17 protein-coding genes are annotated in these 18,186 nt (G+C 66.0%); 7 read left to right on the top strand and 10 right to left on the bottom strand.

Annotation, left to right across the window (positions count from 1 at the left end):
• Positions 1-51 precede the first annotated feature (51 nt).
• From P6U31_RS00810 to rsmI, 5 genes are all read right to left on the bottom strand, one after another.
• The gene (locus P6U31_RS00810; RefSeq protein WP_407186417.1) at positions 52-1,569 is read right to left on the bottom strand and encodes a type II and III secretion system protein family protein; all 1,518 of its coding nucleotides are present in this window, start codon (positions 1,567-1,569) and stop codon (positions 52-54) included.
• Between the two features lie 10 nt (positions 1,570-1,579).
• Positions 1,580-2,383 (bottom strand): Flp pilus assembly protein CpaB, encoded by an 804-nt coding sequence (cpaB, locus tag P6U31_RS00805; RefSeq protein WP_407186416.1) that lies wholly within the window; start codon positions 2,381-2,383, stop codon positions 1,580-1,582.
• 312 nt (positions 2,384-2,695) lie between these two features.
• Positions 2,696-3,640, bottom strand: coding sequence for a glutathione synthase (gshB, locus tag P6U31_RS00800; RefSeq protein WP_407186415.1), 945 nt, complete (start codon positions 3,638-3,640; stop codon positions 2,696-2,698).
• Positions 3,641-3,650: 10 nt separating this feature from the next.
• On the bottom strand, positions 3,651-4,052 hold the full coding sequence (locus P6U31_RS00795) for a YraN family protein (protein ID WP_407186414.1): 402 nt from the start codon (positions 4,050-4,052) through the stop codon (positions 3,651-3,653).
• Complete coding sequence (gene rsmI / locus P6U31_RS00790) at positions 4,039-5,001, bottom strand: 16S rRNA (cytidine(1402)-2'-O)-methyltransferase (RefSeq protein ID WP_407186413.1); 963 nt, start codon at positions 4,999-5,001, stop codon at positions 4,039-4,041. The genes P6U31_RS00795 and rsmI overlap by 14 nt, the downstream gene beginning before the upstream one ends.
• A gap of 352 nt (positions 5,002-5,353) precedes the next feature.
• Between rsmI and P6U31_RS00785 the strand changes: the two genes are divergently transcribed.
• On the top strand, positions 5,354-6,586 hold the full coding sequence (locus P6U31_RS00785) for a penicillin-binding protein activator (RefSeq protein WP_407186412.1): 1,233 nt from the start codon (positions 5,354-5,356) through the stop codon (positions 6,584-6,586).
• 4 nt (positions 6,587-6,590) lie between these two features.
• On the opposite strand, the gene hemW is transcribed toward P6U31_RS00785, so the two are convergent.
• Genes hemW through rph form a run of 3 tightly spaced genes read right to left on the bottom strand, consistent with a single transcriptional unit; the run spans position 6,591 to position 9,152 of the window.
• On the bottom strand, positions 6,591-7,775 hold the full coding sequence (gene hemW / locus P6U31_RS00780; protein ID WP_407190053.1) for a radical SAM family heme chaperone HemW: 1,185 nt from the start codon (positions 7,773-7,775) through the stop codon (positions 6,591-6,593).
• Positions 7,776-7,791: 16 nt separating this feature from the next.
• The gene (rdgB, locus tag P6U31_RS00775; RefSeq protein ID WP_407186411.1) at positions 7,792-8,427 is read right to left on the bottom strand and encodes an RdgB/HAM1 family non-canonical purine NTP pyrophosphatase; all 636 of its coding nucleotides are present in this window, start codon (positions 8,425-8,427) and stop codon (positions 7,792-7,794) included.
• Positions 8,428-8,438: 11 nt separating this feature from the next.
• Positions 8,439-9,152, bottom strand: coding sequence for a ribonuclease PH (gene rph / locus P6U31_RS00770; protein ID WP_247970100.1), 714 nt, complete (start codon positions 9,150-9,152; stop codon positions 8,439-8,441).
• 182 nt (positions 9,153-9,334) lie between these two features.
• Here rph and hrcA point away from each other — a divergent pair, with 182 nt between their 5' ends.
• Both hrcA and grpE read left to right on the top strand, forming a co-directional pair.
• Positions 9,335-10,423 (top strand): heat-inducible transcriptional repressor HrcA, encoded by a 1,089-nt coding sequence (gene hrcA, locus P6U31_RS00765; RefSeq protein ID WP_407186410.1) that lies wholly within the window; start codon positions 9,335-9,337, stop codon positions 10,421-10,423.
• 96 nt (positions 10,424-10,519) lie between these two features.
• Positions 10,520-11,137 (top strand): nucleotide exchange factor GrpE, encoded by a 618-nt coding sequence (grpE, locus tag P6U31_RS00760; RefSeq protein ID WP_407186409.1) that lies wholly within the window; start codon positions 10,520-10,522, stop codon positions 11,135-11,137.
• A 100-nt stretch (positions 11,138-11,237) separates the two neighbouring features.
• Here the strand turns inward: grpE and pncA are convergent, their stop codons facing one another.
• Positions 11,238-11,960, bottom strand: a complete 723-nt coding sequence (pncA, locus tag P6U31_RS00755; protein WP_407186408.1) for a bifunctional nicotinamidase/pyrazinamidase — start codon at positions 11,958-11,960, stop codon at positions 11,238-11,240.
• Between the two features lie 288 nt (positions 11,961-12,248).
• Positions 12,249-13,190: a hypothetical protein gene (locus tag P6U31_RS00750; RefSeq protein WP_407186407.1), complete on the bottom strand. Its 942-nt coding sequence runs from the start codon at positions 13,188-13,190 to the stop codon at positions 12,249-12,251.
• A 394-nt stretch (positions 13,191-13,584) separates the two neighbouring features.
• Between P6U31_RS00750 and dnaK the strand changes: the two genes are divergently transcribed.
• From dnaK to P6U31_RS00730, 4 genes are all read left to right on the top strand, one after another.
• The gene (gene dnaK / locus P6U31_RS00745; protein ID WP_407186406.1) at positions 13,585-15,486 is read left to right on the top strand and encodes a molecular chaperone DnaK; all 1,902 of its coding nucleotides are present in this window, start codon (positions 13,585-13,587) and stop codon (positions 15,484-15,486) included.
• 242 nt (positions 15,487-15,728) lie between these two features.
• Entirely contained in the window at positions 15,729-16,856 is a 1,128-nt protein-coding gene (gene dnaJ / locus P6U31_RS00740; RefSeq protein ID WP_407186405.1) for a molecular chaperone DnaJ, read from the top strand.
• Positions 16,857-16,944: 88 nt separating this feature from the next.
• Complete coding sequence (locus P6U31_RS00735; RefSeq protein WP_407186404.1) at positions 16,945-17,544, top strand: class I SAM-dependent methyltransferase; 600 nt, start codon at positions 16,945-16,947, stop codon at positions 17,542-17,544.
• 57 nt (positions 17,545-17,601) lie between these two features.
• Positions 17,602-18,180, top strand: a complete 579-nt coding sequence (locus P6U31_RS00730; RefSeq protein ID WP_407186403.1) for an NADPH-dependent FMN reductase — start codon at positions 17,602-17,604, stop codon at positions 18,178-18,180.
• Positions 18,181-18,186: the final 6 nt, after the last annotated feature.

Below are 18,186 nucleotides of genomic sequence, written 5' to 3'. Positions count from 1 at the left end.
GCCTGGTCCCCTCTTGCCCCGTTTCCTGCCCCGGTCCCCAAACCGTATGTGTCAGTCGATGATGAAGCCGAAATCGCCGGGCGCGCCGTTGATCGGATCGACGCGGCGCGCGATGCCGTAGAGACGGTTCATGCGGCCGAGCAGGGCCGACTGCGAATCGGAGGCCGGGGCAAAGCCGTCGTCGGGCCGCGACAATTCCTTCTGCGCGACCGCGCGGACCACATAGGGCGTCACGATCACCATCAGCTCGGTCTCGTTGTTGACGAAGTCCTGGCTGCGGAACAGCGCGCCGATGATCGGCACCTGGTCGACGCCGGGCAGGCCGTTGATGGCCTGCTTGGTCTGCTGCTGGATCAGGCCGGCCATCGCCATCGAGCCGCCGGAGGGGATTTCGAGCGTGGTCTCGGCGCGACGAGTCTGGATCGAGGGAATCGTGATCGAGTTGCTCGTGTTCAAGGACACCGCCTGCGTCAACGTGATCGAATTCGTATTCGACAGCTCCGAGACCTCGGTCATCACGCGCAGGCTGATGCGGCCCTCGCTCAGCACCACGGGCGTGAAGTTCAGGGAGATGCCGAACTTCTTGTAGGTGACCTGGGTGGTACAGACGTGGGTGACCGGATCGCAGGAATAGCCTGCAGGGATCGGAAATTCGCCGCCGGCGATGAAGGTCGCGGATTCGCCCGAGATCGCCGTCAGGCTCGGTTCGGCGAGCGTACGCATGACGCCGGCGCTTTCCATCGCGCGCATGGTGGCGCTGACGGTGGCGACGCCCTTGGCGAGGCCGGCGACGCCGAGCCCGTTGCTGCCGACGATCGGGCCGCCCGAGACCGAGAACGGGTTGGAATTGTTGAAATTCACCACCGCCGTGCCGGCGTTCAGGCTGGCACTGAGATCGACGCCGAGCTGCTTGACGATGTCGCGGCGCACTTCGCCGACGACGACCTTGAGCATCACCTGATCGCGGCCGCGCACGACGATGTTGTTGACGACCTTGTCCGGGCCGCCGACCAGTTTTGCGGCGACATCGCCGGCCTGCTGCGCCTCGACCGGGCTCGAGACCGAGCCGGTCAGCATCACGCTGTCGCCGACGCCTTCGATCTGCACGCCCGGCAGCGACTGGCGCAGGGCGGTGCGCATGCCGTTGAGATCGCGCTTCACCGCGATGTCATAGGAGGCGACCTGCTGGCCGTCGGCGGCGAAGAACACGACGTTGGTCTGGCCGACCTGGGCACCGATGATGTAGGCGCGCTGGGCCGAGCGGATCACCGCATTGGCGATCTTGGGATCGGCCACCAGCACGTCCTTGACCTCGCGGGGCAGGTCGATGACGACAGATTTGCCGATACCGAGCGAGAGAAAACGCGTCCGCGCCGGCGCGATCGTCGCGACCGACGACACGCCGAGATCCGGCGCCTGCATCGGCACCTGGTCGCCGACCGGCGCCTCCGCGGCGCTGACGCAGCCGGGCGTCGCAAGCAGCCCCAGCATCAGCATCGCCCCCGTCCAGAACGAGCGCGCGCGCTTCCCCCGAATGCGCAGCGCCGTCCGATCATCCCCGTAGTTCATGGTGTCCCCATCACTTCTGTGACGTTAGCTGCCGCGTCTGCACGCCGTAGCGGATGACGTTGACGCCGCCGGTGCGCTTGGCGCCCTGATCCTCGACCGTCTCCACCGCGTTGGCATCGACGATGCTTCGCAGCGCAAGCTGCAGCGTGCCGCCCTGGCGCGCGGCCGACAGCGTGGCGACCTGGTCGGGCTTGAGCTCGAGCGTGACGGTCTTGCCGATCACCGCGTTCTGACCGTCCTTTTCCTTCGGCGCCTGGTCGATCGCGAGCACGCGAATGTTGCTCAGGATGACCTCGGACAGGATGAGGTCGTTGCCGCCATTGGCGGTATCGGGATTCTTCAGCCGGCGGGTCAGCACGATGTCGACGCGGTCGTTCGGCAGGATGAAGCCGCCGGCGCCGGTCTCGGCGGAAATCTCGGTGGAAACGGCGCGCATCCCGGAGGGCAGGATGGCGGCCATGAAACCGGAGCCTTCGGCCTTGACCAGCTTCTGCTCGCGGATCGGCTCACCCTGCATCAGGGGAACGCGCGCGATCGAGCCGACGATCTGGGTTTGAGCGTCGGGCCTGGCGTCCCGGCGGATGAACGCGCTGCTTGCGGTCGCGGCCGGCCAGGACTGCCATTGCAGGTCGTCGGGCTTCACGGCCTGTCCGAGCTGGATGTCGTTCTTCGCGATCAGAACCTCGACCGTCGGCAGCTTCTCGGCGACGGGAGTGACGGGCGCGGGTGCATTTTGATAGCCGCTTGCCAGATACGCAGCGACGCCGCCGGCGCCCAGCGCGATGACGAGAACGACAATGCGTGCGGTGTTCATACGCTTTTACTCTTACGCGGGGCACTCGAACCGCACCTGGCGGGCCCCATGCGTCGATGAGTAGGGAGTAAAAGTATAAGGGGTGTTGCGAGGCCGAACGTGATGGCCGGTCACAATGCGGGTTTTCGGCAGATGGTGAACGCGGCGTTATTGAGTCGCCCAGCGCCCCCGTAGATTCACGTAATGCGAGGCGCGCGTCCGCATGACGCGCGCAGCGTCATGGTGAATGGATGGTTAGTGCACGTTGTGCGGTCGCGTGCGCCGTCCGCAGCCCGGGTTTCGCTGCGCTCGATCCGGGCTACAAGCAGAGCTTTACTTCGTCCGCTTCGCCTCGATCACGTCCCAAATCTTCGCGGCGACGTCAGGGCCGCCGAGCCGTGCGATGGCGCGGATGCCGGTCGGCGAGGTCACGTTGATCTCGGTGAGATTGCCGTTGATGACGTCGATGCCGACGAACAGCAGGCCGCGCGCGCGCAGCGCCGGGCCGACCGTGGCGCAGATTTCGCGCTCGCGCGGGGTGAGCTCGGTCTCCTGGGCCGCGCCGCCGCGCACCATGTTGGAGCGGAGGTCGTCGGCCGCCGGCACGCGGTTGACCGCGCCGGCGAACTCGCCGTCGACCAGGATGATGCGCTTGTCGCCGTGCTTCACCTCGGGGATGAACTGCTGGATCACCCAGGGCTCCCTGAACGTCACCGAGAACATGTCGAACAGCGAGCCGAAATTCATGTCCTGCGGCATCACACGGAACACCGCGGCGCCGCCATGGCCGTGCAGCGGCTTCATCACGACCGCGCCGTGCTTGTCGCGAAAGGCGTTGATCTCATCCAGGTCGCGCGAGATCAGCGTCGGCGGCATCAGCTGCGGAAAATTCATCACGAACAGCTTTTCCGGCGCGTTGCGCACCGAGGCGGGATCGTTGACGACGAGCGTCTTCGGATGGATGCGCTCCAGGAAATGCGTCGAGGTGATGTAGGCGAGGTCGAACGGCGGATCCTGGCGCAGCAGCACCACGTCGAAGCCGTTCAGCGCCTCGCGCTTCGGCTCGCCGAGCGTGAAATGGTTGCCGGGCTCGTCTCGCACGGTCAGGAGCTGAACCGGGGCGACGAGCTCCTCGCCGACCATCGAGAGCTTGTCGGGCGTGTAATAGGACAGGCCATGGCCGCGCTTCTGCGCCTCCAGCAGCAGCGCGAAGGTGGAATCGCCCTTGATGTTGATGCGGGCGATGGGGTCCATCTGGACGGCGACGTTCAGTTTCATGGTCTACCTTTCAGGTCGAGGCGTCGAATGCCGCCAACACATGGCGCGGAAGTGAGCGCGGCGCAATTAGCATGGCGTCGAATCGCAATTCGAATTCGGCATGCTCGGGATGCGCTACGAGCCAGCCTTGCGCGGCATCGATGATGCGCTGCTGCTGGCGCGGCGTCACGGCAAAAGCGGCATCGTCCAGCGTTGCGCGTGCCTTGACCTCGACGAAAGCGATCAGGTTGCGGCGGCGCGCCACGATGTCGATCTCGCCATGCGCCGTGCGGTAGCGTTTGGCGAGGATACGGTAGCCCTTGGCCATGAGATAGGCGGCGGCGCGGCTTTCCGCGGAGATGCCGGTCTGGAACGCGGCGACGCGCTCGGGCGAGGCGACCTTTGGTTCCCGGGGCGTCTCAGTCTTCGCCATCGCCACCCCGCGAATCCTTGTGCAGAGTCTTGGCGAGCTCGAGCGCGCGGGCATAGACCTCGCGGCGCGGCCGTCCCGACAATGCGACCGCATGCGCCACCGCATCCTTGACGCTGTGCGCGGCAAGCTGCTCGCGCAAGAGACCATCGAGCGCATCCGTCGTCAGCACCTCGGCGTCCGCGGCAGGCGGACCGATCACCAGGACGAACTCTCCGCGCGTCTCCGGTGCGTCTGCCTGTCGCGCGAGCTCGGTGAGGGGCGCGCGCCTGATCTCCTCGTGCAGCTTCGTCAGCTCGCGGCAGACCGCGGCATCTCGCTCGCCCATGATCTCGGCGAGATCGGTCAAGGTGGCCTGCATCCGATTTCCCGACTCGAACATCACCAGCGTCGCGTCGATGCGCGCGAGCTCAGCAAGGCGAGCGCGGCGCGCCGCGGATTTCGCCGGCAAGAAACCCTCGAAGAAGAAACGGTCGGTCGGCAGCGCGGCGACCGACAGCGCTGCCAGCACCGAGGACGGGCCGGGCAGCGCGTAGACCGCGTGTCCGGCGGCGCAGACCTCGCGCACCAGCTTGAAGCCGGGATCGGAGATCAGCGGCGTGCCGGCGTCCGAGACCAGCGCGAGGGAGCCGCCGGCCGCCAGCGCTTCCAGGATTTTTGGCCGGGCGGCTTCCGCGTTGTGCTCGTGATATTGCTTGAGCTGCGCTGTGATGGCGTAGCGCTCGGTCAGGCGCCGCGTGATGCGGGTGTCCTCGCAGGCGATGACGTCGACGCCGGCGAGGGTCTGGAGCGCACGCAAGGTGATGTCGCCGAGATTGCCGATCGGGGTTGCGACCAGATGCAGGCCCGGCGCCGCCTTCGGTGCCGCGATCCGATGGGCATCGATGGAGAAGCCGCGCGAGGCGGCGTCTTGAGCTTCAGGCGTATTTATCGGGGCCGGCTTTGCGCGCATAATGAAGTCAACTTAGGCACGATCCGCAGGGCTGGGAACCGGCTCACCGAAAAAGATCGTGCCCAAAGATTCTACCCAGGTGAGGGGGCGAGGGACGGACGGGAATGTGATCGGTCGGGATCACGTCGAGAGTGAGCGAGAGCGCTTGCGCCATATTCGCGACGGAAACACCGCCTTGATGCTGAAGGAGCGACGGCGAGCAGCTGCCGGAACAGGAGGTCGGCCGCGTTAAGTGGTTATTATCCTTTTGTTTTGGTTAACTATTTGCCGACAATATGAATGAATCCGCGGCCTGTGTCGTGGAAAGAATGCCGCGACCGGCCGGCGACGGCGGGTCAGAAGAGAAGCTGCCATGGTGGGCCCGCGTTATCCCAAGTCTCCCGTTCCGGGATCCCGATCGTCGGGAGCGACCCGCCGGAGCGCGCTCGGCCTGTTGCTCGGCGCACCCCTGCTGTCGGCCTGCGCCGGTGTGCAGCAGAGTCTCAGCCAGTTCTCCAACCCGTTCTCGGGTTCCGCTCCGCCGGCCCAGCCGGCGGGTCCCCCGCAGCAGGCGACGACCGCCGGCACCGGCGGCGTCAAGGTCGCCGTGATCCTGCCGCTCTCGGCCGCCGGCAATGCCGGCCTGGCCGCGCAATCCATGCGCAACGCCGCCGAGATGGCGCTGGCAGAGTTCCAGAATCCGAACATCCAGCTGCTGATCAAGGACGACAATGGCAATCCCCAGGGCGCGCAGGCCGGCGCGCAGCAGGCGGTCGACGAGGGCGCGGAGATCATCCTGGGGCCGCTGTTCGCGCAATCGGTGCCGGCGGTGGCGCAAGTCGCGCGCACGCGCGGCATCCCGGTGATCGCCTTCTCGACCGATTCCAGCATCGCGGGCCGCGGCGTCTATCTGCTCAGCTTCCTGCCGGAGTCCGACGTCAATCGCATCGTCGAATATTCCGCCAGCATCGGGAAGCGCTCCCTCGCCGTGCTCGTGCCCGACAACGCCTATGGCAATGTCGTCGAGGCCGCCGTGAAGGTGGCGGTGCCGCGGCGCGGCGGACGCATCGTCGCCTTCGAGAAATACGGCGCCGATCGCGCCACGCCGGCGCGCACCGTGGCGCAGCAGCTCGGCAGCGCGGATGGTTTGTTCATCGCCGATGATGGCGATGCCGTCGTGACGGTCGCGGACGCAATGACGGCCGCCGGCGCCAATTTGCGCAACATCCAGCTGCTCGGCACCGGCCTGTGGGACAATCCGCGCGTCTATGCGAATGCGAACCTGCAAGGCGGCCTCTATGCCGCGCCGGATCCGGCCGGCTTCCGCGCCTTTTCGGGCCGCTATCGCACCAAATACGGTGCGGAGCCGGTCCGCACCGCGACGCTCGCCTACGACGCCGTCGCCCTCGTCGCCGCGCTCGCGCGCACGCAGGGCAATGCGCGCTTCTCGTCCGATGTGCTGACCAATCCCTCCGGCTTTGCCGGCATCGACGGCCTGTTCCGCTTCCGCGCGGACGGCACCAATGAGCGCGGGCTCGCGGTGATGAAGGTGACGCAGGGCGGCGGCGTTGCGGTGGCGGGCTCGCCGAAGAGTTTTGGGGCGTAGCTCGCTACGCCGCGAGATCTGCGACCACCGCATCCAGCACCGGGAATCCGCTGCTGGTTACGCGCAGGCGGCCGGTCGGGTCCACGGTGATGGCGCCTTCCTCGCGCAGCAGCGCGATGCGCCTGGGGTCGAGCGGGCGGCCTGAGAGGGCCCGGTAACGCTCGGGGTCGATGCCCTCAGTGAGACGCAAGCCCATCAGCAAGAATTCGTCGGCGCGTTCCTCGCTGTTGAGGAGCTCGTCGGTGACGATGCCATGGCCATCGGTCTCGACCCGCATCAGCCAGGCCTCGGGACGCTTCTCGGTGGCGGTGGCGTGCCTCACGCCGTCGATGTCGAGGCGGCCATGCGCGCCGGGACCGATGCCGGCATATTCCTGGCCGCGCCAGTACACCAGATTGTGCCGGCACTCGGCGCCGCGTCGCGCGTGGTTGGAGATCTCGTAGGCGGGTAGCCCCAGCCTGTCGCAGGTTTCCTGCGTGACGTCGTAGAGCGCGCGCGCGACCGCCTCATCCGGCGTCTTCAATTTGCCGGCCTGGTGCAGGCCGAAGAATGGCGTGCCTTCCTCGATCGTCAATTGATAGAGCGACAGGTGCTCCGCCGCCTCGCTGATCGCAAGACGCAGCTCATCGGCCCACATCGCCGGCGTCTGGTCGGGCCGGGCATAGATCAGGTCGAACGAATAGCGCTCGAACGAGCGGCGCGCGATGGCGACGGCATCGAGCGCCTCGCGTGCGCTGTGCAGGCGTCCGAGCGCCTTCAGCGAGGCGTCGTCGAGCGCCTGCACGCCCAGCGAGACGCGATTGACGCCGGCGATGCGATAGCCGGCGAAGCGCGTGGCTTCGACGCTGGTGGGATTAGCTTCGAGCGTGACCTCGACGTCGCCTGCGACGGTCCAGTGCTTGGCGATGGCATCGAGCACCGCGCCGACGGTTGCGGGCTGCATCAAGGACGGCGTGCCGCCGCCGAGGAAGATCGAGGTGACTTCGCGCCCGGGCGCGCGCTCGGCGGTCGCAGCGATCTCGCGCGTGAAGGCCGAGGCGAAGCGGGCTTCGTCGATTGCGGCGTGGCGGACGTGGCTGTTGAAGTCGCAATAGGGACATTTCGACAGGCAGAACGGCCAGTGCACGTAGACGCCGAAGGCTCCAGATTCCTGCTTTGACGCGTTTTCCTGGCGCGAACCGGTATCCACTTCGCTCGAAAACGCTTCAGCGCGGCTCAAGGCAGATCTCCGCCAGTTTCACGAAGGCGCGGGCGCGGTGCGACAGGCCGAGGCCGAGCGGCGGCAGGCCGTGCTTTTCGATGCTGGTCATCTCGCCGAAGGTGCGATCATATCCCTCAGGCAGGAACATCGGATCGTAGCCGAAGCCGGCGGTGCCGCGCGGCGGCCAGACCAGCGTGCCGTCGACGCGCGCCTCGACCTCTTCGAGATGATCGTCGGGCCAGGCGACGCAGAGCGCGGAGACGAAATGCGCGGTGCGCTGCGCGGGCGTGGTGGCGCCGCGCTCCTGCAGCAGGCGCTCGATCTGCGCCATTGCCGCGTTGAAGTCCTTGGTCGGGCCGGCCCAGCGGGCGCTGTAGATGCCGGGCGCACCGTCCAGCGCATCGACCACGATGCCGGAATCGTCGGCGAAGGCGGGAAGCTTGGTCGCCTGCGCCGCCGCGATCGCCTTGATCGCGGCGTTGCTGCGGAAATCGTTGCCGGTCTCATCGGGCTCGGACAGGCCGAGCTCGCCGGCCGATACCGCCTCGACGCCGTGGGGCGCCAGAAGCTCCCGCATCTCGGCGAGCTTGCCGGGATTATGGGTGGCGATGACGAGCTTTCCGGTGATTCGGCGGTGCATGGGCCTATTGACTACGCCACGGCCAGTTTCTGCAAGTCCACGAGACGCGCGACGCCCTTGCGCGCCAGCGCCATCAGCGCCAGGAACTCGTCCTGCGTGAACGGCTCGCGCTCCGCCGTGCCCTGCACCTCGATGATGCGGCCGTCGCCGGTCATGACGAAATTGGCGTCGGTCTGGGCTTCCGAATCCTCGGCATAGTCGAGATCGAGCACCGGCGTGCCATTGTAGATGCCGCAGGAGATCGCGGCGACATTGTCGCGCATCACGTTGGCCTTGATCATGTTGCGCGCCTTCATCCAGTTGATGCAATCGGCGAGCGCGACCCAGGCGCCGGTGATCGAGGCCGTGCGGGTGCCGCCGTCGGCCTGCAGCACGTCGCAATCCACCGTGATCTGGCGCTCACCGAGCGCTTCGAGGTCGACGATGGTGCGAAGCGAGCGGCCGATCAGGCGCTGGATCTCGACGGTGCGGCCGCTCTGCTTGCCTGCGGAGGCTTCGCGGCGGGTGCGTTCGGAGGTCGCGCGCGGCAGCATGCCGTATTCGGCGGTGACCCAGCCGCGCCCTTGGCCCTTCAGCCAGGGCGGCAGGCGGTCCTCCAGCGTGGCGGTGACCAGCACATGGGTGTCGCCGAACTTCACCAGGCAGGAGCCTTCCGCATATTTGACCACGCCGCGCTCGAGCGTCACGGGGCGCAATTCGTCGGGCGCACGGCGGCTTGGCCGCATGGGAAATCCTCCAAAACTCGCAGGTGTAGGGCTGTTCGCGGTGCTTGTAGGTGGGGCGAGGGTGGGCGGCAAGGGGGAAGATCACGGCCTTGTTCACCCCCGATTTTCGATCCGCGAACGCCACGCTTGTCAGAACCCCCGGGGATGGACAAATTATGAGCATCTGAGAGGAGTTACCGTCTGTGGCCCATCACGATCCGATCCATCTGATCGCGCCGCGCGCAGGCCTTGCCCAGCTCAACGAGCGTTCCCGCGACATCTTTCGTCAAATTGTCGAAAGCTATCTCGCGACCGGTGAGCCCGTCGGTTCGCGCAATATCTCGCGCCTGATCGCCATGCCGCTGTCGCCGGCCTCGGTCCGCAACGTCATGGCGGATCTGGAACAGCTCGGCCTGATCTATGCGCCCCACACCTCCGCCGGCCGGCTGCCGACGGAACTCGGCCTGCGCTTCTTCGTCGACGCCCTGATGCAGGTCGGCGATCTCAACGAGGCGGAGCGGCAGTCGATCCAGGGCCAGCTCTCCTCGGTCGGCGAGGCGCAGTCGGTCGAGGCCGCGCTGGACCAGGCGCTGACGCGGCTGTCGGGCCTGACCCGCGCCGCAGCCGTGGTGTTGACGCCGAAATCCAATGCGCGGCTGAAGCACATCGAATTCGTCCGCCTGGAACCCGAGAAGGCGCTGGTCATCCTCGTCGGCGAGGACGGCCAGGTCGAGAACCGCGTGCTGACGCTGCCCCCTGGAGTTCCCTCCTCGGCGCTCACCGAAGCCGGCAATTTCCTCAATGCGCGGATCCGCGGCCGCACGCTGGCCGAGGCGCGGCTGGAGCTCGAGACCGCGCTCGCCGAGGCCCGCGCCGAGCTCGATCAACTGACGCAGAAGGTGATCTCGGCCGGCATCGCCAGCTGGTCCGGCGGCGAGAGCGAGGACCGCCAGCTGATCGTGCGCGGCCACGCCAATCTGCTGGAGGATCTGCACGCGCTGGAGGATCTGGAGCGGGTGCGCCTGTTGTTCGACGATCTCGAGACCAAGCGCGGCGTGATCGATCTGCTCGGGCGGGCCGAGACCGCCGAAGGCGTGCGCATCTTTATCGGTTCGGAGAACAAACTGTTTTCCCTGTCCGGCTCCTCCACCATCATCTCGCCCTATCGGGATGCCGCCGGCCATATCGTCGGCGTCCTGGGCGTGATCGGTCCGACGCGGCTGAATTATGCCCGCGTGATCCCGACCGTGGACTATGCTGCCCGCATCGTCAGCCGCCTTTTGGGAGGCTGACCGGCGTTTGATCCGATCACGGGCGCTTGATTTTCCGCGTCCGAAGCACGATATCCGGGCCAGAAAAATCCCTGAAACGAGTTCGAGACAGAGCCGATGACCGATCCAGACCGGCAACCCGAAGACGCGGCTGCACCGACTGGCGAGCCCGTGGTGTCAAAGCCCTACATCATGCCCGATGATCCCGAGCCGGGCTCGGTTGAAACCTTGCAGAAGGAAGCCGCCGAGGCGCGCGATCGCATGCTGCGGACGCTGGCCGAGATGGAGAATTTGCGCAAGCGCACCACCAAGGAGGTCGCCGACGCGCGCCTCTACGGCATCACGGGTTTTGCGCGCGACGTGCTCGACATCGCCGACAATCTTCAGCGCGCGCTCGATGCCGTTCCGGCCGAGGCGCGTGCTGCGGCCGATCCCGGCCTGACCTCGCTGATCGAGGGCGTCGAGCTCACCGAGCGCTCGCTGCTCAACGCGCTGGAAAAGCACGGCGTGAAGAAGTTCGATCCGCAGGGCCAGAAGTTCGATCCGAACTTCCAGCAGGCGATGTTCGAGGTGCCCGATGCGTCGGTGCCGTCGGGCACCGTGGTGCAGGTCGTGCAGGCCGGCTACACCATCGGCGAACGCGTGCTGCGTCCGGCGCTGGTCGGCGTCGCCAAGGGCGGCGCAAAGCCGGCGCCTGCGGCAAACAACAATGAATCGAGCAGCGCGCCGAACTGATTTTGGGCGTCATTCCGGGGCGGCTCGCAGAGCCGAACCCGGAATCTCGAGGTTCCGGGTTCGATGTTGCGCATCGCCCCGGAACGACTCTGTGAAATTCTTACGCGCTCACCGCGATATCCGCAGACTGAATCCGCTTCACGCCGGCCTTGGCCATATCGGCCCAGGCTTTGGCGAGCGATCCCTGCGTGTCGATGCCGCGGCAGGCGTCTTCCACGACATAGACTTCGAAGCCGGCCTTGCGCGCATCGAGCGCGGTCCAGGCGACGCAGAAATCCGTCGCCAGCCCAGCGACGAAGACGCGCTTGATCTTGCGCCCCTTGAGATATCCGGCGAGGCCCGTCGAGGTCTTGCCGTCGGCCTCGAGGAAGGCCGAGTAGCTGTCGACGTCCTTGTGAAAACCCTTGCGGATGATGAGCTCGGCGTGAGGGATCGCAAGGTCCTTCGACAGCGCCGCGCCGTCGGTGCCCTGCACGCAATGGTCCGGCCACAGCACCTGCTTGCCGTAGGGAAGGTCGACCGTCTCGAACGGCTTCTTGCCGGAATGCACCGACGCGAACGAGATGTGGCCGGGCGTGTGCCAGTCCTGCGTCATCACCACGTTCGCAAACGCCTTCGAGATCCTGTTGATGACGGGGACCACCTGCTCGCCTTCCTTCACCGCGAGGCTGCCGCCCGGCAGGAAGCAGTTCTGCACGTCGATCACGAGCAGGGCTGATGCATCGTCCGGCTTGATCGATGCGGCTGCAAGCAGCGCGGTCGGCGCGAGGGCCGCCAGCGCCGTCGTTCCAAGCATGGCCAAGAGTTGTCGTCGATCCGGCATCGTTCGCCTCCCCTAAGCTGATCCAACGGGAGCGAAGCCTAATTCTGCGCGGGAGCGAACAGAAGCCCGAAAATGCAGCCAGTATAGGTGAGGGGTTGGGCTTGCCGCCCCAAAACTCACCGTCGTTCCGGACAAGCGCCCGCAGGCGCGCGCCGATCCGGGACCCGTACCAGGGAGATGTTTGGCGAAGACTCTTCGTTGGTACTGCGACCGACCAAACTGCGAGATCACGCGGTATGGATCCCCGCGTTCGCGGGGATGACACCGAGTGTGCCGGACCGCCTTCGCCTAGCCCTTCGGCTGAATGCCGTCGCGGACGGCGCGGAAGCGGGTGAAGGCGGCTTGCCACTGGTCGCGCGGGGCGCTGGCGATGATGCGCAGCGAGGCGCCGCCGCTCGAGAAGCGGATCCACTGCACCACGGTGACCGGGGTCTTGTCCTTGCCGCTGACGCCGTCGATCCGGGTCTCGAAACCCTGCTGGCCGTTGATGCGGATCGGCTCGGACATGGTGACGCGCGACTCCCGCACGCCGGGAATCTGCAGTGCGGCCTCCTGGGCGAAGCGGGCGCGATCGTCGGCGGCTTGCGGGGTGGCGCCGATCAGGCCGAGGATCATGAACGGCTTCGATTCGTAGCCCGAGCCCTCGTTGCCGTCGGCCAGGATGATGCTCGCCCCCGGCGCCAGCGTGCGGATGTCCTTGAAGTCGGCGAGATTGGTGATGTTGAACGGCATCAGCGCGATCTGCTCCTCGGCCGAGACCTGCTTGCGCGTGGTGGCGCTCGCAAACATCTGCCGCACCGCCTCATCGGTGTAGATCTTGGTCGCATTCTCCGGGATCTGCACCGCGACATAGCCGGAGAAGCCGGCGCCCGGCACGATCATCGAATAGCGCTTCACCGGCGTATCGCCGGCCTTGCCGCTTTCGGTGGTGAAATAGGCGAGGCCCGCGGGGGTCTCGACCTTGTCCTGCTTGACGCCATTGGCACCGGCCGGATTGGAATTGAACGCGCTCACGACCTCGCCATAGGCGGCCGGCGGCAGCTCGGTGATCAGCACCTTGACGCTGCCGTCCTCGCTCTCGAAGCCCGGAAAGGTCTTGGCGGTGCTGAGGCCGACCAGCGGCACCATGCCGAGGCGCAAGCCGGGCGGAAACACGGCGTCGGCGGCGAGGGCCGGAAGCGCGGAGCTAATAAGAAGGGCGAGCGCGGCGAGGGGGCGGATCAGCTTCATGGGCACTCTGATTGGTTCACATTGAGGCCGTTCGATGGTCGGCGGCCGGGCCGCTTTGTCGCGCGAAGCAGCAGCGGTGGCAGTCCGGCCGGTCCGCCTTTTACCGGGTTTGGGCTTGCGGCAACAGGGCGGGCGGGCTTGCGGGAGCGGGGGCTTGCCGAGACCTGAACCTGTTAATAATTCCTCACCCGCAAGGGCGGTTGAGCCCGGATATCATCTTTCAAAACCCGATGTTTTAGCGGCAGAAACGTAGCTTCGGTCCTTGCGGGCCCCTCCCCCCCTCCTATATGAGCCTCAATCATCGCAATATCGCGGATGTTTGATCTTAGGGGGTTTCGGTTCGGGTGCCTCTTGGGCCCAGCCAACCTGCCGCAAAAAGAAGGATATCAGGACCATGGGAAAGGTCATTGGGATCGACCTCGGCACCACGAATTCGTGCGTCGCCGTGATGGATGGCAAGAACGCCAAAGTCATCGAGAATTCCGAAGGCATGCGCACGACGCCTTCGATCGTCGCCGTCACGGATGACGGCGAGCGCCTCGTCGGCCAGCCGGCCAAGCGCCAGGCCGTCACCAATCCTGAGCGCACCTTCTTCGCAGTGAAGCGCCTCATCGGCCGCCGCTACGACGACCCGATGGTCGAGAAGGACAAGAAGCTCGTTCCCTACAAGATCGTGAAGGCTTCCAACGGCGACGCCTGGGTCGAGGCCGACGGCCAGACCTACTCGCCCTCGCAGGTCTCGGCTTTCATCCTGCAGAAGATGAAGGAGACCGCGGAAGCCCATCTGGGCCAGAAGGTCGACCAGGCCGTCATCACCGTTCCCGCCTACTTCAACGACGCCCAGCGCCAGGCGACCAAGGACGCCGGCAAGATCGCGGGCCTTGAAGTGCTGCGCATCATCAACGAGCCGACCGCGGCCGCGCTCGCCTATGGCCTCGACAAGACCAAGGCCGGCACCATCGCGGTGTACGACCTCGGTGGCGGCACGTTCGATATCTCCATTCTCGAGATCGGCGACGGCGTGTTCGAGGTGAAGTCGACCAATGGCGACACCTTCCTCGGCGGCGAAGATTTCGACATGCGCCTCGTCGGCTATCTCGCCGACGAATTCCAGAAGGAGCAGGGCATCAACCTGCGCAACGACAAGCTCGCCCTGCAGCGCCTGAAGGAAGCCGCTGAAAAGGCCAAGATCGAGCTGTCCTCGACGACGCAGACCGAGATCAACCTGCCCTTCATCACCGCGGACCAGACCGGCCCGAAGCATCTGACCATGAAGCTCACCCGCGCCAAGTTCGAGGCGCTGGTCGACGACCTCGTGCAGAAGACCATCGAGCCCTGCCGCAAGGCGCTGAAGGATGCCGGCGTCACCGCCGGTGAGATCGGCGAAGTCGTCCTGGTCGGCGGCATGACCCGCATGCCGAAGGTTCAGGAAGTCGTGAAGCAGCTGTTCGGCAAGGAGCCGCACAAGGGCGTCAACCCGGACGAAGTCGTGGCGATCGGTGCCGCGATCCAGGCCGGCGTGCTCCAGGGCGACGTCAAGGACGTGCTGCTGCTCGACGTGACTCCGCTGTCGCTGGGCATCGAGACGCTGGGCGGCGTGTTCACCCGCATCATCGACCGCAACACCACGATCCCGACCAAGAAGAGCCAGGTGTTCTCGACGGCTGAAGACAACCAGAATGCCGTCACCATCCGCGTCTTCCAGGGCGAGCGTGAAATGGCGGCCGACAACAAGATGCTCGGCCAGTTCGACCTGATGGGCATTCCGCCGGCCCCGCGCGGCATGCCGCAGATCGAGGTGACCTTCGACATCGACGCCAACGGCATCGTCAACGTCTCGGCCAAGGACAAGGCCACGGGCAAGGAGCAGCAGATCCGCATCCAGGCCTCCGGTGGTCTGTCGGAAGCCGACATCGAGAAGATGGTCAAGGATGCCGAGGCGAATGCCGAGGCCGACAAGAAGCGCCGTGAGGCCGTCACCGCCAAGAACGAGGCGGATGGTCTGGTGCATTCGACCGAGAAGGCTCTGGCCGAGCACGGCTCGAAGATCGCCGAGAGCGAGCGCCGCGCCATCGAGGATGCCGTCAGCGATCTCAAGGAGGCGCTGAAGGGCGATGATGCCGAGGCGATCAAGGCTAAGACCCAGACGCTGGCCCAGGCTTCGATGAAGCTCGGCGAGGCCATGTACAAGCAGCAGGCCGAGGCCGACGCCAAGAAGGATGCGGCCAAGGACGACGTCGTCGACGCGGAGTTCACCGAAGTCGACGACGACAAGAACAACAAGAAGTCCGCTTAAGCCCCGAGAGGGTGACGATGCGGACGGCTTGGACCCCACACGCGCTACCGGCCTCCTCCCTTTTGGGGGAGGCCGCCGCGTCGGGACAGGGCAACGCGCCCGTTACGATCGATCAATTCCCGACCGTTATGCTGAACGCAGGCACGCTGTCCTCTGCCGCAAGGCGGAAGGCTGCCTATATCGTCGCGTGGCGACGTCGTTTTGCTCCAACTTGAATCGCGATTGGATAGACCGAGTCCCACATGTCCACGTCCACCAAGCGCTGCTATTACGAGACTCTCGAAGTCGAACGTGATGCCGACGAATCCAAGCTGAAATCGTCGTTCCGCAAGCTGGCGATGAAATTCCATCCCGACCGCAATCCGGGGGATGAGACCAGCGAGGTCAAATTCAAGGAAATCAACGAGGCCTACGAGGTCCTGAAAGACAAGGACAAGCGCGCCGCCTATGACCGTTACGGTCATGCCGCCTTCGAGCAGGGCGGCGGAGGGGCCGGCTTCGGCGCGGGCTTCGCTTCCTCTTTCTCCGACATTTTCGAAGATCTGTTCGGCATGGCCGGGCAGCGTGGCCGCGGCGGCCGCGAGCGCGGCGCCGACCTGCGCTACAACATGGAAATCACGCTCGAGGAAGCTTTCAGCGGCAAGACCGCGCAGATCGAGATTCCGGTCTCGGTCACCTGCGAGGCCTGCTCGGGAATCGGCGCCAAGGCCGGAACCAAGCCGAAGACCTGCTCGACCTGTGGCGGCGCCGGCCGCGTGCGGCAGTCGCAGGGCTTCTTCACGCTGGAGCGGACCTGTCCGGGCTGCCAAGGCCGCGGCCAGATGATCGAGGATGCCTGCCCGTCCTGCTCCGGCCAGGGCCGTGTCACCCGCGAGCGCACGCTGTCGGTCAACATCCCCCCGGGCGTCGAGGACGGCACCCGGATCAGGCTTGCCGGCGAAGGCGAGGCCGGGGTCCGCGGCGGCCCGCCCGGCGACCTCTACATCTTCCTGTCGCTGGCCCAGCACCAGTTCTTCCAGCGCGATGGCGCCGACCTGCATTGCCGTGTTCCCATCTCGATGGTGACGGCCGCCCTCGGCGGCGAATTCGAGGTGCCGACCATCGAGAAGGGCAAGGCCAAGGTGAAGGTGCCGGCCGGGACCCAGTCCAACCGCCGTTTCCGCATCGCATCAAAAGGCATGCCGGTGCTGCGGTCGCGCCAGATGGGCGACATGTATGTCCAGGTCGTGGTTGAGACGCCGCAGAATCTCACCAAGAAGCAGCAGGAACTGCTGGCCGAGTTCGAGAAGCTGTCGTCCGGCAACACCCAACCGGAGTCAGAGGGCTTCTTCGCCAAGGTCAAGGATTTCTTCGGTAATCGGGCGAGTTGACTCGGCTTGACCGTATCGACTTCGGCCTATACGTCTTTATGACCATTTTCTGACACGCCGCGGTCCTGCGGTCCCGTCCGGTCCAGACATGCCATTGCCATCGTCCGCGCGTGCGTTGAAGAAGCCTCGTCTCGATGACGAGGTGCGCTTTCTCAGGTCGTGGATCGAAAAGCCCTTGCACATGGGCGCGGTGATGCCGTCGGGCAAGCTGCTGGCCCGGACCATGGCCCACTATGTCGACGTTGAGTCGGATGCGCCTGTGGTCGAGCTCGGGCCCGGCACCGGGGCCATCACCTCCGCCCTGATCGAGCGCGGCGTCGACCAGAAGCGCCTCGTCCTCGTCGAATACAATCCCGGCTTCTGCGCGCTGCTGCGCGACCGCTATCCGCAGGCCAAGGTGGTGCAGGGCGATGCCTATCGCCTGCGTGACACGCTCTGGAACGTCCTGAGCGCGCCGGCGAGCGCGGTCGTCTCCGGCCTGCCGCTCGTGACCAAGCCGATGCTGACGCGGCTGCGGCTGATCCGTGACGCCTTCACGGCGCTGGCGCCTGGCGCGCCCTTTATCCAGTTCACCTATGCCGTGGTGCCGCCTATCCCGAAATCGCTGCCCGGCGTGTCCACAGAGGCCTCGGAACGGATCTGGATGAACCTTCCGCCGGCCCGCGTCTGGGTGTATCGCAAGGACTAATTCCGCCGGCTCGGTCCTTTGCGCGGCGGGCTGGTTTCGCCGAACGCATGGAAGCGGATGCCCGCACCCAAGATCCTGATCATTCCCGGCTCGCTGCGCACCGGCTCGCACAATGCGAAGCTCGCCGCGCTCGCCGCCTATGAATTCGCCCAGGCTGGCGTCGACGTCACCCGCATCTCGCTCGCCGACTTCCCGCTGCCCATCTATGACGGCGATCTCCAGGCCAAATCCGGCGTGCCCAAGCACGCGATCAATCTCAAGCGCATGATCGGTGCGCATCACGGCGTGCTGATCGTCTCGCCCGAATACAACGCCTCGGTGCCGCCGCTGCTCAAGAACGCGATCGACTGGGTCAGCCGCGTGCACGAGCTGCATGAGGCGCGCGGCGAGGTGTTCCGCAACCGCGCCTTCGCGCTCGCCGGCGCTTCGCAGAGCCGGCTAGGTGCCGCCCGCGCGCTGCAGGCGCTGCGGCTGATCCTGACCTCCTGCCACGCCAATGTGATTGCCAGCCAGCTCACGCTCGCCTTTGCCGATCAGGCCTATGACGACATGGACAGGCTCAAGAACGAGGGCGATATCGCCGCGCTGAAGGAGCTGGTCGCGCAGTTGATCGACATTTCTCAACGCCTGATGTGAGGTGAC

It is taken from the genome of Bradyrhizobium centrosematis (assembly GCF_045571495.1).
Lineage (GTDB): Bacteria > Pseudomonadota > Alphaproteobacteria > Rhizobiales > Xanthobacteraceae > Bradyrhizobium > Bradyrhizobium centrosematis.
The sequence above is the reverse complement of the archived record's forward strand: the minus strand, read 5'-3'. Positions and strand labels throughout refer to the sequence as shown.